The organism is Pseudarthrobacter sp. NBSH8, assembly GCF_014217545.1.
Taxonomy (GTDB): domain Bacteria; phylum Actinomycetota; class Actinomycetes; order Actinomycetales; family Micrococcaceae; genus Arthrobacter.
In genome coordinates, this window is sequence record NZ_CP043178.1 from 1,015,320 (window position 1) to 1,031,222 (window position 15,903).

General features: G+C 64.9%; 14 protein-coding genes. 10 read left to right on the forward strand and 4 right to left on the reverse strand.

Annotated features, from left to right (window positions below; all coding sequences use genetic code 11):
- Positions 1–9: 9 nt before the first annotated feature.
- The 9 genes from FYJ92_RS04730 (at position 10) to FYJ92_RS04770 (ending at position 10,444) form a co-directional block, all read left to right on the forward strand.
- Positions 10–960, forward strand: coding sequence for an ABC transporter permease (locus tag FYJ92_RS04730; protein ID WP_185262824.1), 951 nt, complete (start codon positions 10–12; stop codon positions 958–960).
- Positions 957–1,856: an ABC transporter permease gene (locus FYJ92_RS04735; protein WP_255482312.1), complete on the forward strand. Its 900-nt coding sequence runs from the start codon at positions 957–959 to the stop codon at positions 1,854–1,856. Before FYJ92_RS04730 ends, FYJ92_RS04735 begins: the two co-directional genes overlap by 4 nt.
- Positions 1,853–3,637, forward strand: a complete 1,785-nt coding sequence (locus tag FYJ92_RS04740; protein ID WP_185262825.1) for an ABC transporter ATP-binding protein — start codon at positions 1,853–1,855, stop codon at positions 3,635–3,637. The genes FYJ92_RS04735 and FYJ92_RS04740 overlap by 4 nt, the downstream gene beginning before the upstream one ends.
- Entirely contained in the window at positions 3,634–4,452 is an 819-nt protein-coding gene (locus FYJ92_RS04745) for an SDR family NAD(P)-dependent oxidoreductase (RefSeq protein ID WP_185262826.1), read from the forward strand. The genes FYJ92_RS04740 and FYJ92_RS04745 overlap by 4 nt, the downstream gene beginning before the upstream one ends.
- Positions 4,449–6,530 carry an acetate--CoA ligase family protein gene (locus FYJ92_RS04750; protein ID WP_185262827.1) on the forward strand — a complete coding sequence of 694 codons (2,082 nt, stop codon included), beginning with the start codon at positions 4,449–4,451 and terminating at the stop codon, positions 6,528–6,530. The genes FYJ92_RS04745 and FYJ92_RS04750 overlap by 4 nt, the downstream gene beginning before the upstream one ends.
- A gap of 63 nt (positions 6,531–6,593) precedes the next feature.
- Positions 6,594–7,754: an acyl-CoA dehydrogenase family protein gene (locus FYJ92_RS04755; protein WP_219729685.1), complete on the forward strand. Its 1,161-nt coding sequence runs from the start codon at positions 6,594–6,596 to the stop codon at positions 7,752–7,754.
- The gene (locus tag FYJ92_RS04760) at positions 7,751–8,545 is read left to right on the forward strand and encodes an enoyl-CoA hydratase/isomerase family protein (protein ID WP_185262829.1); all 795 of its coding nucleotides are present in this window, start codon (positions 7,751–7,753) and stop codon (positions 8,543–8,545) included. The genes FYJ92_RS04755 and FYJ92_RS04760 overlap by 4 nt, the downstream gene beginning before the upstream one ends.
- The gene (locus FYJ92_RS04765) at positions 8,542–9,405 is read left to right on the forward strand and encodes a 3-hydroxybutyryl-CoA dehydrogenase (protein WP_185262830.1); all 864 of its coding nucleotides are present in this window, start codon (positions 8,542–8,544) and stop codon (positions 9,403–9,405) included. Before FYJ92_RS04760 ends, FYJ92_RS04765 begins: the two co-directional genes overlap by 4 nt.
- A 13-nt stretch (positions 9,406–9,418) precedes the next feature.
- The gene (locus FYJ92_RS04770) at positions 9,419–10,444 is read left to right on the forward strand and encodes an alpha/beta fold hydrolase (protein WP_185262831.1); all 1,026 of its coding nucleotides are present in this window, start codon (positions 9,419–9,421) and stop codon (positions 10,442–10,444) included.
- 39 nt (positions 10,445–10,483) lie between these two features.
- Here the strand turns inward: FYJ92_RS04770 and FYJ92_RS04775 are convergent, their stop codons facing one another.
- The 4 genes from FYJ92_RS04775 to FYJ92_RS04790 form a co-directional block, all read right to left on the reverse strand.
- On the reverse strand, positions 10,484–11,638 hold the full coding sequence (locus tag FYJ92_RS04775) for a hypothetical protein (protein WP_185262832.1): 1,155 nt from the start codon (positions 11,636–11,638) through the stop codon (positions 10,484–10,486).
- An 80-nt stretch (positions 11,639–11,718) separates the two neighbouring features.
- On the reverse strand, positions 11,719–13,305 hold the full coding sequence (locus FYJ92_RS04780) for an alkaline phosphatase (RefSeq protein ID WP_185262833.1): 1,587 nt from the start codon (positions 13,303–13,305) through the stop codon (positions 11,719–11,721).
- Positions 13,306–13,439: 134 nt separating this feature from the next.
- Positions 13,440–14,936: an APC family permease gene (locus FYJ92_RS04785; RefSeq protein WP_185262834.1), complete on the reverse strand. Its 1,497-nt coding sequence runs from the start codon at positions 14,934–14,936 to the stop codon at positions 13,440–13,442.
- 434 nt (positions 14,937–15,370) lie between these two features.
- Positions 15,371–15,709, reverse strand: coding sequence for a cupin domain-containing protein (locus tag FYJ92_RS04790; RefSeq protein WP_185263670.1), 339 nt, complete (start codon positions 15,707–15,709; stop codon positions 15,371–15,373).
- Here FYJ92_RS04790 and FYJ92_RS04795 point away from each other — a divergent pair.
- Entirely contained in the window at positions 15,663–15,860 is a 198-nt protein-coding gene (locus tag FYJ92_RS04795) for a hypothetical protein (protein ID WP_185263887.1), read from the forward strand. The genes FYJ92_RS04790 and FYJ92_RS04795 overlap by 47 nt on opposite strands.
- Positions 15,861–15,903 lie beyond the last annotated feature (43 nt).

Sequence of the window (15,903 nt, forward strand, 5' to 3'; positions counted from 1 at the left end):
GGAGGGGGCATGCGCCGGCTGCTGTTCAGGCGCACCCTGTTCGGGCTCTTTACCCTCTGGGTGGTGTCGCTGGTGGTCTTCCTCGCAACGCAGGCGCTGCCGGGTGACGCTGCCCAGGCCATCCTGGGGCGCGAAGCAACTCCGGAGCGGTTGGCCGCCCTCCGCGAGCAGCTCAACCTTGGGGGTTCGCTGCCGGAACAGTACTTCGGCTGGCTCGGCCAGCTCCTTAGTTTCAATCTCGGAACCTCCCTGGCCGGGGGGACTCCGGTGGCCTCGGCCGTGGGACCCATGCTCCTGAACTCGAGCATATTGATGCTGTGCGCGGCCGTCATAGCGATCCCGCTCGCCATCGGCATCGGCACGTGGACCGCGCTGCGGAAAGACTCCGCCGTGGATCACGTCACCGGCATCATCACCCTGGTGCTGGCCTCGCTGCCGGAATTCGTGGTGGGTGTGCTGCTGGTCCTGCTTCTGGCCACCGGGGTGTTCCACCTCTTCCCGGCTGTGTTTGTCCTGGTTCCCGGCGAACAGGTATGGAGCAACCCGGCCCAGCTGGTGCTGCCCGTGCTGACCCTGGTGCTGGCCGTGTCCCCGTACATCATCCGCATCATGCGGGCCACCATGCTCGAGGTGCTGGAGAGCCAGTACGTGCAGCAGGCCCGGCTCAAGGGTCTGCCGGAGCGCACCGTGGTCCTGCGCCACGCCTTGCCGAACGCCATCGGCCCGGTAGCCCAGGTGATCGCCCTGCAGCTCGCCTGGCTGATCGGCGGCGTGGTGATTGTGGAGTTCCTCTTCCGGTTCCCGGGAGTCGGCTTCCAGCTCATCGACGCCGTCACCAACAGGGACCTGCCCGTGGTGCAGGCACTGGTGATCGTCATCGCCATCTTCTACGTAGCGGTGAACCTTCTTGCAGACGTGGTCACCCTCGCCGCCAACCCTAAAGTAAGGACGGCATCATGAGCATCGGCATGAGCACCCGGCCGGCTGGCAACTCCGACCAGGCAGGCCGCACCCCCCGGAAGCAGGGGCTCCTCCGGCGGGCACTTCAGTCCAAACGCACCGTTGTGGGCTTGGTCCTGACCCTGGCCGTCCTGGCCGTGGCATTTCTGGGCCCCTACCTGGCACCACATTCCGCCACGGAATTTGTGGCGGCACCCTTTTCACCAGCTGGTATCGGCGGGCCGTTCGGTACCGACAACCTTGGACGGGACGTACTTTCCCGCTTCCTTGCCGGCGGGCAGACCCTGATGATCCTCGCGATCATCGCCACCGCCCTCGGCGTGGGCCTGGGCGCCCTGGTGGGGGTGCTGGCCGCGTACCGGCGGGGCTGGCTGGATGAATTGCTGATGCGTGCCGGCGATGTGGCACTGGCATTTCCCCAAATTGTGCTGGCTCTCCTGTTCCTGTCCATTATCGGTCCGGAGCTGTGGCTGCTGGTACTGATGGTGGGTTTCGGCCACCTTCCCCGGGTTGCCCGGGTGGTCCGGGGAGCCGCGTTGTCGGTGGTGGAGCGGGACTTCGTCAAGGCCGCCGAATCTGTCGGAATTCCCCGTTGGCGCATCATGATCGGCGAAATAGTCCCCAACATCAGCAGCACACTCGCGGTGGAATTCGGTCTGCGCCTGACGTACTCGATCGGGCTGGTTGCCGGTCTGAGCTTCCTGGGACTCGGAATACAGCCGCCCGCCGCGGACTGGGGCCTGATGATCAATGAAAACCGGATTGCCCTGACAATTTCCCCGTGGTCCGTTGCATTACCCGTGATCGCGATCGCCCTCCTGACAGTCGGCACCAACCTGGTGACCGATGGCCTCGCCAAGGCATCCATCGGCAGCGACAAAGGAGTCACGATATGAGCACCGCCGCGCCCACCCTTGAAGTGGAGGACCTGAAAATCATCGGCATCCCGTCGATGGCCGCCATCGTCGAGGAACTCTCCCTTGAAGTCCGTCCCGGCGAGATATTGGGGGTGGTGGGAGAATCGGGATCCGGCAAGACCACACTTGGGCTGGCCCTGCTGAATTACTGCAAGGAAGGCACCCGGCTGGGCGGTGGCAAGGTGAGCGTCGCCGGCCAGCAGCTGGCCGGATTGAACTGGCGGCAGGTGCGTCAGCTCCGTGGGCGCACCGTTGCCTACATCCCGCAGTCGCCGGCGTCGGCGCTGAACCCCGCCCTTCGCATCAGCACCCAGCTGAAGGAATGCCTTTCAGGCCCTGCGGCCCAGGTGCTGGAACGGGTCCGGCAGGTGCTGCGGGAGGTGGCATTGCCCGACGACGATGCCTTCCTGGCGCGATACCCGCACCAGCTTTCCGGCGGCCAGCAGCAGAGGGTGGCCATCGCCATGGCATTCACCGCGCGGCCGGCCCTGATTGTGATGGACGAACCCACGACCGGTCTGGACGTCAGTACCCAGGCCCATGTGCTGGCCACGGTACGCTCCATGTGCAGGACCTATGATTGCGCCGCGGTCTACATCAGCCACGACATGGCCGTAGTTGCCGAGCTTGCTGACCGGATTGCCGTGATGTACTCAGGCCGTATCGTGGAAATCGGCGGCACAGCTGAGGTATTGTCCAATTCACGGCACCCATACACCCGGCGCCTGCTGCTGGCGGTACCGGATCTTCTGGCCAAGCGCCCCATGATCGGTATTCCCGGCCACGCCCCATCACCGCTGGCCCGGCCACAAGGCTGCGCCTTCGCGCCACGCTGCCCGCTCGCGGACGCCGGCTGCGGCACGGTTGCCCCCGCTGCCACCGAGGTTGGTCCCCGGCACACTGTGCGGTGCTTCAAATCCGAGCAGCCCCTGCCGCCTCTGCAGCTCCGGAACCCATCCATTCCGTCGGCCCCGGCTGCCGGACGGAAACCGGTGATAAAGATCGAGGGGCTGACCGCCGGCTACGGCAGCAATACTGTCCTGGAAGGCATAAACCTGCAGGCGTATGCCGGAGAATGCCTGGCGCTGCTGGGAGAATCCGGATCCGGGAAGACCACCTTGAGCCGGTGCATCGCAGGGTTGCATCATAACTACACCGGCGACATCTCACTGGACGGCAGCACCCTGGCACCGAGCAGCTTCAAGCGCACCAAGGATCAGCGACGCCGCGTCCAATACATCTTCCAGAACCCCTACGAGTCACTGAACCCGCGGCGAACGGTGGAGGAACTGATCCTCCAGCCCGTCACCGCCGTACGCGGCAAGGTCAACAATGCCCGCGAGATCGTGGCCACGGCACTGGAACGTGCATCGCTGCGGCCGGACCACGCCAGACGCTATCCGGACCAGCTCAGCGGCGGGGAACGCCAGCGCGTGGCGATCGCCCGCTCCCTGGCCACCGAACCCGAGGTCCTCATCTGCGACGAAATAACCTCGGCCCTGGACGTGTCGGTGCAGTCCACGCTGGTGGACCTGCTGCGTGGGCTGCAGGCCGAAATGGGGCTCACCCTGGTCTTTATCACCCACAACATTGCCCTGGTGCGCAACATCGCGCAGCAGGTGGCCGTCCTTGAGCGCGGCCGGATCGTCGAATTCGGAGAGGTGGAACGCGTGTTCGCAGACCCCCAGCATCACTACACACAATCACTGCTCACCGCGACGCCCAACTTCCAGCTTCCCGACCGTCTGAGCACCCCGTGAACGGGGCACCGGTACCCGGACCCAGCTTCCACCCAAAAGCACTGGCAGGACAGGTTGTCCTGATCACCGGCGGCGGCACCGGCATCGGCCGGGCCACGGCCCTCGCCATGGCCGGGTGCGGCGCGAAACTCGTGCTCGCCGGCAGGCGGGAGGTCCTCCTCAAGGAAACCGCCGAGCTGGTCCGCCGGTCCGGCAGCGAGGCCATCGCCGTCGCAGGCGATATCCGCGAGCCGGAGCACGCCACCGAACTTGTGGACGCCGCGCTCGCCGCCTTCGGCCGGATCGATGTCCTGGTCAACAACGCAGGAGGCCAGTTCCAGTCCCCGGCGGAGGATATCTCGCTCAACGGCTGGCGCGCCGTGCACCGGCTCTCGGTGGATTCTGTCTGGAACCTCACCCGCGAAGTGGCCACGCGGACCATGATTCCCAACCGCTCGGGCCTGCTGGTCTTTATGGCTTTCTCGCCCCGGCGCGGTATCCCGGGCATGGTCCATGCGACGGCCGCACGTGCCGCCGTCGAGAATCTCGCCTCCGGGCTGGCGCTGGAGTGGAGCCGGTTTGGCATCCGCTCGGTGGCCGTGGCCCCGGGCAGCATCCTGAGCGAAGGCCTGGAGCAGTACTCCGCCGAGGCACGTTCCGAATGGGAACAGGGAGTCCCGCTTGGACGTCTCGGCCGGCCGGAAGACGTGGCAGACGTTATTACATTCCTGGCCACCGACGCTGCGCGCTACATCACCGGAACCACCATCACCATCGACGGCGGGGCGGACGCCTGGGGCTCAGGCCGTCCCGTCCCCGCAAAGGAGCTCTCATGACCTCAACCACGGACCTGCCGGTCCTCCCCGCCGCCGAGGCCTGCGACCTGGCCGCGCTGTTCGCCCCCAACGCCGTGGCCATCATCGGTGCCAGCGATGACACCCGCAAATACGGAAACTGGATCGCCGTCCAGGCGCTCAAAGGCGGCATCCCGGTCCATTTGGTGAACCGGACCAGGTCCACAGTGCTGGGCCGCACCGCCGTCCCCAGTGTCGCTTCGATCGGCAGCCCCGTCGAACTGGCGGTCATCGCCGTTCCGGCAGCCGGATTCGAGGATGCCGTGGACGACGCCCTGGCCGGAGGCGCCAAAGCCATCGTGGGAATCAGCGCGGGCCTGGGCGAGGCCGGGGGAGATGGCCTGCTGCTGCAGGAGCGCATCACGGCCAAAGTCCGTGCCGCAGGCGCCCGGCTCCTGGGTCCTAACTGTCTGGGAGTGCTGGATCACAGCAGCTCGCTGATGCTCGCCTCCAACGAGTTCCCGGTCGGCAACATCGGCGTCATCTCCCAGAGCGGAAACCTGGCCCTGGAACTGGCCACCCTCCTGGTGGACCATGGGCTGGGCGTTTCCCGTTTCGCCTCGCTGGGCAATCAGGCGGACCTCGACGCCGCAGACCTGATCGACGCCTTCGTGAAGCATGAGGGCACCGCGGCCATCGCCGTGTATTGCGAGGATTTCCGCGACGGCCGCCGTTTCGCCCGAGCAGCCCAGCGCGCCGCCGAGGCCGGCAAACCGGTTGTCCTGCTGACCGTCGGAGCCACGGATGCCTCGGTCCGCAACGCGAAGTCCCACACGGGCGCCATGGTGTCCTCCGGGATTGTCGTTGAGGCTGCCTGCCGAGCCTCCGGGATCGAACAGGTCTCCTCGCCTGCACAGATGGCGCATCTGCTCCAGGCCCTCGTCCGCAGCCGGGTACCCTCCGGCGCCCGCACCGCCGTGTTCGCCGACGGCGGCGGGCAGGCATCCGTAGCCAGCGACAACGCAGCCGAACAGGGCCTCGACGTGGTCGAGTTCGGCGCCGCTCTGCAGTCGGCTATCGCAGCGGAACTGCCGCCGACCGCGGCGGTCAGTAATCCGGTGGACGTCGCCGGCGGCGGTGAGCAGGACATCATGTGCTTTCAACGGGTCCTGGGTCACCTGATGGCGAGCGACGACGTCGATGCCACCCTCATGAGCGGCTACTTCGGCGGATACGGAAGCTACGGGCCCGAACTCGCGGCACGTGAAATAGAGACCGCCCGACGGATGGCCGCGGAGACGGCCGCGGGCGGCGGCACGGTACTCGTCCAGACGATGAACTGGCAGTCAGCGGCGGCCTCCGCCCTCCGCGACGGGGGCATCCCCGTCTACCGCGGCATTGAGGAGACCGCATGGGTCCTCGGACGGCTCGCACGCCGCCGCACCGAACCGGCCACCGGAATTCCTGCCCTGCCACCTCCGGCGCCGCCCGTGGAAGATACGGGCTACTACGCCTCACGCCAGCTCCTGGCCGACGCCGGTATCCCCTTCGTAGGGGCAGCCGAGGTGTCCGGCGAGGCCCAGCTCCTGGCCGCGGCGGCCACACTGCGCTACCCGCTTGTCCTCAAAGCCCTTGGGGACGAACACAAATCCGACCGCGGCGGCGTCATCCTCAACATTGCCGACGAGGCAGCCCTGCTCGCGGCCTGGCGGGACGTCGACGCGAGGCTCGCGCCGCCGTCGTGCTCCATCGAAGAGATGGCGGACCTCACCGGAGCGGTGGAACTGCTGGTGGGGGTCCGGCGCGACCCGCGCTTCGGGCCGCTGGTGCTGGTGGGCCTGGGCGGGGTCTTCGCCGAAATCCTCCGTGACGTGCGCTGCGCCCTCGGCCCGGTGACCGCCGCTCAGGCCAAGGACATGCTGCTGTCGCTGCGCGGCGCGGCGCTCCTGACAGGAGCCCGTGGACGGGCGCCGGTGGATATCGACGCGGCGGCGGACATTGTCGCCCGGCTTTCGACGGTAGCCGCAGCCCACCCGGAGATCGCTGAAATCGAATGCAACCCGGTGGCCGCCACGCCCGCCGGCGCCATCGCGCTGGACGCCCGGATCGTACTCGACTGAACCGTTCCGCCAAAAACCAAGCAGCACCAACATACCCAAGAAAGAGGACCCGTGGACTTTCGCATGACTTCCCGCCAGATCGAAATCAAGCAGCGTGCAATCGCCTGGACAAACGAGATGTACCAGTACGAGCTCGACTGTGAAATGAATAACGGGCTTACGGCTGATCAGCACGCCAAGGTCAGGCAACTGGTCATCAACCACGGGCTCGCCGCCATCAACATGCCGGCCGAGTGGGGCGGCGCAGGGCTCAGCGTGCTGGAGCACGCGATCGTCTCCGAAGAAGTGGGAAAACTGACCGGAGCACTGTGGGACACGCTGTGGCGTCCGGCCAACGCGCTGAAGGCCTGCACCCCGGCCCAGCGCGAGGAATACCTGCTCCCCGAGATCCGCGGTGAGCGCCGCGACGCCGTGGCCATTACCGAGCCGGAGGCCGGCTCGGATCCGCAGAACATCCAGACCACCGCGGTCAAGGATGGCGAGCACTACATCATCAATGGTGAAAAGCTCTTCGTAACCGTGGGGGATGCAGCGGACTTCATCCTGGTGCTCGCCAGCGTGGAGGGTGCCCCCACCATGTTCCTGGTGGACAAGGACCTACCGGGTGTCTCCGTCACCCGCACTCCGCGCTATACGCACACCTTCGTCTACGAGCACCCCGAGTTCCTTTTTGAGGACGTGCGCGTCGGGGCAGACAAGATCCTGGGCGAGATCGGCCAGGGCTACGAACTGACGCGTGACTGGTTCGTGGAGGAGCGCCTCATGATTGCCGCCCGCACCATCGGCGCCGCTGAACGGGCTACCTTGCTCGCAGCCGAGTTCGCCAAATCCCGTGTGCAGTTCGGCAAGCCCATCCTGGAATTCCAGCTCATCCAGAACATGCTCGCCAAGAACACCGTGGACATCATGACCAACCGTGTCCTGACGTATCAGGTGGCGTGGGAAGCGGACCAGGGAATGGACCGCAAGCTCCTCAACGCCAAGGCCGCCGTCATCAAGCTGGGCGCCTCCGAGGCTTCCAACCGCTGCGTTGACAACGCCCTGCAGATCTTCGGGGGCCGCGGCTACATGCGGGAAAACCCGGTGGAACGCCTGTGGCGAGAGCTCCGCGTGGACCGCATCTGGGAAGGTACCTCGGAAATCCAGACGGTCATCATCGGCAACGAAATTAACAAACGAGGCGCCGAGGGGCTGCTGGGCTACGCCGGCGCGGTGGCTCGGTGACGTCACAGGCACAAACCGCAGGACCGCACTCAGCCGGGACCGGCCCTGCAGCCCAGGATTCCGGGCTTGAACCTCTCGTCAAAGTCCGGCGCCAGGGCAAAGTGGCGGTGGTGCAGCTCAACCGTCCCGGCAAACTCAATGCCCTGTCCACCGCCCTGGAGCAGGCTTTGCTGGACGCCCTGCAGTCGCCGGAAGTGGCGGGTGCTTCGGCGATCGTCTTCGCGGGATCGGACCGGGCCTTTTCGGCCGGTGCTGATACGTCCGAGCTGCCGGAGATGACCCCGCAGAGGATAGCGGCCTACTACCGTGGCAGCGGATCGCTGTATGAGGTCGTCTCCCGGTTGCCGCAGCCCACCGTAGCCGCGGTGGCGGGGTACTGCCTTGGCGCCGGCTTCGAGCTTGCCCTGGCCTGTGACATCCGGATCGCGGACCAGACCGCCAGCTTCGGCCTGCCGGAGGTGGGGCTCGGGATCCTGCCCAGCTCCGGCGGGCTGACCCGGCTGGTCCGTGCGGCCGGCCCGGCCATTGCCCGGGAGATCATCCTGTTCGGCGAGCGGTTCCCGGCGGCCGAGGCCCACCGCCTGGGCCTGGTCCGAGAGGTGGCGCCGGCGGGAGATGCGCTGACCGTCGCCCTTGAGCGGGCTGAGTTCCTGGCCGAACAGCCGGCCATGGCAGTGGCCTGGACCAAAGCGGCCATCGACGCCGCCGCGGAGTCTTCGGCCTCGGCGTCGATGCTCATCGAACAGCTCGCCTACGCCGCGCTCAACCGCCCCGCAGGGGATCCCGAATGAGCGTGGGTGAATTCGAGCGGGTAGGGGTGCTCGGGTGCGGCCTCATGGGTTCAGGCATCGCGGAGGTCTGCGCCCGCGCCGGTGCCGGCGTTGTGGTTGTTGAAGCCAACGACGCCGCCGTGGCCGCCGGGCGCAAGCGCCTCACGGCGTCCATGGACAAGGCGGTGGCCTCCGGCCGTCTGGACGCCGCAGACAGGGACGAGGCGCTGGCCCGGATCAGCTTTGGCACCGACATCGAGGCGTTCGCGGACAGCCGCCTGGTCATCGAGGCCGTCCCGGAAATCATGGACCTCAAACTCGACGCGTTCCGGCGCATCGACGCCGTCATCCAGGATCCCGAGACGATCCTGGCCTCCAACACCTCCTCCATGCCCATCGGACGCATTGCCGCGGCAACCCGGCGGCCGGAAAACGTCCTGGGAGTGCACTTTTTCAACCCGGCACCCGTCCAGCCGCTGGTGGAACTGGTCACCGGCCTGCAAACAAGCAGCCGGACCCTGGCACGGGCCAGCGCTTTCGCGGCAGGTCTCGGCAAGGAAGTCATTGTGGCCAAGGACCGGGCAGGGTTCGTGGTCAATGCCCTCCTGATCCCCTACCTGCTTTCAGCCATCCGCATGGTGGAGGCAGGCCACGCCAGCGCTGCCGACATTGATACCGGCATGGTGGCCGGCTGCGCACATCCAATGGGTCCCCTGAAACTGACGGACCTGGTGGGGCTGGACACGACGCTGCACGTGGCCGCTGCACTGTACGAGGAATTCAAGGAACCGCAGTACGCCCCGCCGCCGCTGCTCCTGCGCATGGTGGAGGCAGGCATGCTGGGCCGCAAGAGCGGGCGCGGTTTCTATGACTACGGGTGAGGGAGCAACATCCGTGAAGGCCGCGACGGATGCCAGTGAAGCGATCCAGGTCCGGAACACCGGCTTCGATCCGCTGGGCCCTGTGGTGTGCTCCAAAGTTGTGGGGTCCGGCCGCACGGTGAACTACATCGACGACGGCGGCGCCGGGGCGGTCCCGCTGCTTTTCCTCGGCGGCGCAGGAACAACCGTCAGGGCCTTCAGGCTCCTGGAGTTCGCCCGGTCCTTCCGGCACGAATTGGGGATCCGAGTGGTGTCTGTAGAACGCAATGGGCTGGGGCAGAGCGTGTTCGATCCCGCCGTCGGATTGGATGAGTACGCCGCGGACGTGTGGTCCCTGCTGGACGCCCTGGGCATCGGGCAAATCTCCGTCCTCGCGATTTCCGGTGGCGGACCCTACGCCGCCGCGATCATCGCGGCGCGCCCGGCGCAGGTCCGGTCCCTGCATCTGGCTTGCGCCTTTGCCGAAAGGCCCGAGCGCGCGGACGCGCTGATGGAGGCGGACGATGTTGCTGCGGACCCGGTGGCCTGGTGGAGGTTCCCGGCCGACAGTTCTATCCACTCCATTCCCGGTTTCGTTGACTCGGTGATCGAGGAAGCCACTCGGGGGCTCTTTGCGAAGGGGCGCGACGTTCCGCCCGATGGGCTGAGGCAGGCCTTTGGTCTGTACGCGTCCGAGCCGCTTCGGGACCTGTCCTCGGTCCAGGCTCCGGCGTTCCTGTATTGGGGGAGTGAAGACGAGCTGGTCCCACCGGAACAGATGGGGCGCTGGACAGCTGCCCTGGCCGGGAGCGCAATGGTGGAACGGGTCTACCTGGGCGAGGGCCACGACGTGCAGTACCGCCACTGGGACCAGATCCTGGCCGATGTGAAGTTCCTCGGTGGGCGCATCGTGGCCAGCCGCGGCGGGCGGACACAGCTCATCGTGCCCGAGGAGGAAGCAGAATTCCTCGCAGCGGGTGGCATTCTTGGCATCGCCGCCTGGCAAAGGCCCACGGACGCGCCGCCCGAACCCTTCCCGGGCCCGACACTTCAGCGATAGCGCCGTGGACGCCACACCAGGACAATTTACCCGGAAGGGTCAGCTGGAGGGCGCCAGCAGTCCTGCCGCGACCAGCAGAGCCAGCAGAATCATGATGATGCCGATGGCTCCGACGATCCAGATCCGGCTGGATTTCCCCTTCGGCGCCCGCCAGATGGCGATGACCGCCGCGAGAAGCAACCCCGCGGCGACCGGGATGAATGCGAGCTGCCGGGGTTCGGTGTCGAGGGGGAGGAGCCGGTCGGCACCGTAGAGGGCCAGAACCAGGGCCGGAATGCCGAGGCCGAGGGAGGCCACCGCGGCAAGGGTGTTGAACGCGGCCTGCGAGTCCGCTTCCCGGGAGTTTGAAACGCTGGCCGCCGCGGCCATGAGATCCCGGGCGGAACCGGACTCGGCGTCAAGCTGTTTGCGCATCTCCAGGCACTGGCGGACGGCGGCGTCATGAAGGCGCATCCAGCTGCGGGTGGTGGAGGTCGCTGCGGCGGCGTCATTGATGATCGACGGGTCCTGGAGCCGGCGGTACGAATGGTACGCCTCCGGGTCTGAAAGGTGCAGCCACAGGCCTTCACGGACCGCTTCCCTGGCTTCATCCGCGGCGCGGCCGCAGATGATGTTCAGCTCGAGCAGGGACGCGACGATGGGTGTGTTGCTGGTGGTCGGGTGGCTCTTGCTGCTGAAGTGGGCCAGCCGGTGTTCGAGGTCGTATCGGATCTCCCGGACGCTCGCCACGGCGTTGCGGGACAGCTCGGCCAGGGCTTTGGCGTGTTTGGCGATATGCAGCTGGTTGTCTGTCACGGAGGTTGCGTCGGGCCACTCCGGGAGTTCGCGATTAAACTCTGCCGTGGCGGCCTGGACCTGCTCATTGGTGCTGGCTTCGGCCACGGTCACGCGCACGAACTCGCCGTCGTCCGCACCTTCCACCCACGCATTGGTCACGAACGACTCGACGGCTGCATGATCGATGTCCTGGATCGACAGGCAGCTGTGGCCCACCAGGACCACGCGGCGGCCCTTCTCCCCGGACACCCGCAGCAGCGGCACCACGCGGAGGATGCCGGGACCTTGGGCGCTGCCGGGATGTCCGGCCGATGCCTTGGCCACCATGTCCCGCTGGGTGAGGACATGGTTACTGTGCTCAGTCGAGACGACCGTCGTGTTTTTGACGTGGGAATCCGGGGCAGTCGGTGCGCGCATGGGCTAATCGTATGGGTGGAGCAAGCACAGACGGGTTTCGACAGGCCCGAACGCCGGGCTCGCAGCCGCGGGGGCGGGCTCTACCGCGCCACCAGCCCCGGCACCCCGTCCTGGATCGCGAAGGTGGCCTTGGTGGAAACCGGTGCGCCCGGTGTCGTGACGTGATCGAGCACCCGGAAGTCCGCTGTGAGGGCGTCCTTGGTGATCTTCATGTTTACGTAGCCGCGGTTGTCGTTGTAGAACTTCAGGTGCGGGTTCCAGGCCTGAACCGGGTCCGCCGTCGAGCCTGACCCGTCGCCGGTGGAGGTGATGGAGGTGCAGACGAGTTCGGAGCCCACCACGGGGGAGGCGGGGTCCTTGTAGTCCACCTTGATGTCGTTGGCCCAGTTGCGGTGGACGTCGCCGGTGAGGACCACTGCGTTGCGGACGTTGGCGTCCACCCAGCCCTGGGTGATGCGGCGGCGTGAGGCGGCGTAGCCGTCCCATCCGTCCATGGAGACGTCGTCGATCTCGGGCGCGGCGTTCCGGTCCCTTTCGGCGAAGAACACCTGCTGGCCCAGGATGTCCCAGCGCTGGGTGGAGTTCCGGAAGCCGTCCAGCAGCCACTTTTCCTGCTCGGCGCCGGTGATGGTGCGGTCCTCGGCGAGGCGTTCGGTGACATTCTTCTTCCAGCCGTCGCCGGCGAGCTGGTCGTCGCGGTACTGCCGGGTGTCCATCATGTGGAAGTTGGCGAGCTGCCCCCATTGGATGTTGCGGTAGATCTTCATATCGAACCCGGCCGGCACGGAGGACGCCCGCAGCGGCATGTTCTCGTAGTAGGCCTGGAATGCGGCGGTTCGGCGCTGCCGGAACCGCTCGGTGGTGTCGTTGAGCTGGTTGGCGTCCTTGTTCTCCGGAACCTCGTCCGCCCAGTTGTTGTCCACCTCGTGGTCATCCCAGACCACCAGCCATGGTGCGATGGCGTGCGCGGCCTGCAGATCGGCGTCGGACTTGTATTGTGCGTGCCGCTGCCGATACCCGGCCAGGCTGGCGGTCTCGGGGCCCTGGTGGTCGCGCGGGTTGCCGCCGCCGATCACGTAGCTGTCCTTCTTGTACTCGTAGATGTAGTCACCCAGGTGCAGGACCAGGTCCGGGTGGTCCTGGGCCAGCCGTGAGTAGGCAGTGAAGTAGCCGTGCTCAAACTGCGAGCAGCTGGCGAACGCCATGGCCAGCGCCGCGGGCGTCTCGTGCGGCGCCGGGCTGGTGAGCGTGCGGCCCACCACGCTGACGTGCTTGCCAGTGCGGAACCGGTAGAAGTACTCGCGCCCCGGCCGCAGGCCGCGCAGCTCCACGTGGATGGAGTGCGCGGTTTCGATCCCGGCGTGCTCGACGCCGCGGGCCACCACCGTGCGCATGTTGGCGTCCTCTGCCACTTCCCACGCCACGGCGACGTTGCGGGAGGGCATGCCGCCCAGGCCGTCTTCGGCAATAGGATCCACCGCGAGGCGGGTCCAGATCACGAAGCCGTCCGGCCATGGCTCGCCGGAGGCGATGCCCAGCAGGAACGGATCGGTGCGGAGGCCGGCGTCGTCCGCTGTTGAAACGGCGACGGCGGCACCCGGCCAGGCAACGACGAGCCCGGCCCCAAGGCCGGCGGAAAGAAGGGATCTGCGTGAAATGTTGTCCATGGGTTCGACCGTATTGCGGCCGGTTGGACATGTTGTGAAAGCGGTGTGAATGGGTGGTTAACTGCGTGACAAAACCTGTCGATTTGGCGCAGTAATCCACTACGACGACGGCGACCCGTCCCGCACCCTCCATATCATCTGGAAGTTGGAACCTGTTCCAGGTCTTCGGCATCGTTTTCCGAATCAATGTCCGAAGAGTTTGCAGCGGTTGCTTCGTTGTCCCAGCGCCCCGATTCGCGCTGGGAGTAGAACCAAATGGGTATGTAGAGCGCCAAAACGAGGAAGCCGAGCCAGGTTGAAGTCCAGCCAATCTCCTGGCTGTTCAGGTAGACCACACCGATCAGACAGAGTGGCAGGTTGAACAGGCCAAAGATCATGGCGACGTTTTTCCAGCCCTTGGGTGCTTTGAAGGGCCTTTCCAGGCTAGCGAAGGCGGGGTTTTTTTTGGCTCTGACATAGGCGAACAGGCTGATGCCGTTGGCGCAGGTGTAGCCAATGGCGGCGGCCGCGAGAATAGCGGAGAGGGAGCCCATGGAGATCAGGACCAGATTAAAGGCCGCGGTGACGAGCAAGGCGATAAAGGGAGTTCCGTGGCGGTTCGTTTTGCCGAAGACCTTGGGAAGGTTGCCTTCTGTCGTCATGGAGTGCAGCGCCCGGGACGAACCCAGGTAAGCCGTTTGGATGATCAGGATCATCGCGGCGATCAGCATGATGATGGTGACGATTGAGCCGGCCTCGCCAAAGACTGCCTGGGCAACTGGAATCAGGGGCGATACAGGCTCCGCCATCACACCTTCAACACCGAGCACGCCGATTACTGAAGCCTGCACCATTACGTACGAGAGGAAGCAGATGATGCCGCAGGCAAACAGTGCTTTCGGGACATCTTTGGAAGGGTTCTTGTATTCGGGGGCGTAGATGGCTGCTGTTTCCCAGCCACAGGCACTCCACTGTGCAATCGCAAAGATGCCAAAGAGAATGAGGATGTGGTGCATGTCCCAGGCCCAGTCAGTCGGCCACCAGTTGCCGGTGATATTGGCAAAGTCGACATGTCCGGTAGCAAAAGGCGCCACGGTGAGGATAACCAGCGGTATCAGGGATACGGCCGCCAGGATGTAGCCCAGGATGGCGCCGTCCTTGAGGCCGAACCAGTTAACGATGAACAATCCGGTAAAGATCACCAGACCGGAGATCAACGCGAGCTGGTACTCGGTAAATGTCTCGGCCAGAACCGGAAAGAGTCCGTGCAGGTAACCGCCCACCAGGATGGCGAAGATCGCCAGGACCGGGTTCCAGGCAAACCAGTAGCTCCATGCGGAAAAGCCGCCGATCAGTTTGCCCTTGTCGTACTTGCCTTTGAAGTTCTCGGTGCGAAAAACATGCTGCGCGAAACCTGGCAGACCAGAGGCCTTGGGAAAGGTTGTAGCCATTTCAGCATAGGCAGCGTTCTGTATGAAACCCTGGATGACCGACAACCCCCAGACCAGGATTGCTGCGGCAGCCATATACATCGGCAGGTAGCCTAGGGACGGCAGAATCAACAAGGGGACCCCCAGTGCTATGGCCAAGCCCTGTTTCCAGTTGATCGATCTTTCCAGATGGCCAACACCGTCCGAAATGCTTTTACTCATAACAGTCTCCTTAGACGGCTTCACGTCGTCTGATCTTTTAGGTTAAATAACCAGGTTCATGCCATTCGCGCAGTTTTCCACGATGTGTAGAAGGAAAATGCATGCGTGCGTAATGGGACAAGCCGTACGTTTGTATCCTCAAACTTTTAGGCTCGGTTAAAAATGCAACTGCGATCTTGCAGTTGCATGTATTACCGCGAGTGAGAATGAATTCTGGCGCGTAAATTTCCGCGCAATGACCCAAGGTGGAATAGGTTTTCGAGGGTCTGTAGAGGCGAAATAATATGATGCCTGCCGTTCAGCGGCGTTTGATTTGCAGAAATGCTGAAGCACTTATCGTTGTGCTTGGGCGGAACTCTGCGGCATCTATGTCACGTCTTGAACGGCTATATCGTTTCGTAGACGGTTGTGCCGTCAAGGGTGGCGTCTAAGGCTCAGATTTCGTAGTACCGGAAGGAATGCGACTCCGCGCCCTCGGGGTTGGGGCCATAGACGGTAACCATACGGGCGTAGGTGGGTGCCCAGTACCGGCCAAGTTGTCCGGGATTTACGCGCGCCGAGTCGCCGGGTCTGAGGACGACAGTCTTGCCCTCGGACTCTATGTAGAGCTCGCCCTCCACGACGAAGTTCGTTTCGCTGTGAGGGTGAAAGTCTTCCCACCCGCAGGCTTCCAGTTCCCATTCTGAGAGTCGGAAGTCATCCCAACGGCCTACGGGATCCGCGTTTATGAATCTGCAGCGCAATCGCGGCCATTCATCCTTCATGACCTGCATGGACTTCGCTGACCAAAAGTCGATCGTTTCCCCCGTCGTCAGTGCCGGGGGCTGGGTGGCTGTGGCCATAATCTTTCACCGTTCTTCAGTTGGAAATCTGATTTGCGGACATATCGGTGAAACAAAAATCAATTACATCAACGTGATGTGAATCACGGACTTTCAATACTCTGACATTGACAATCGTCCTAGTC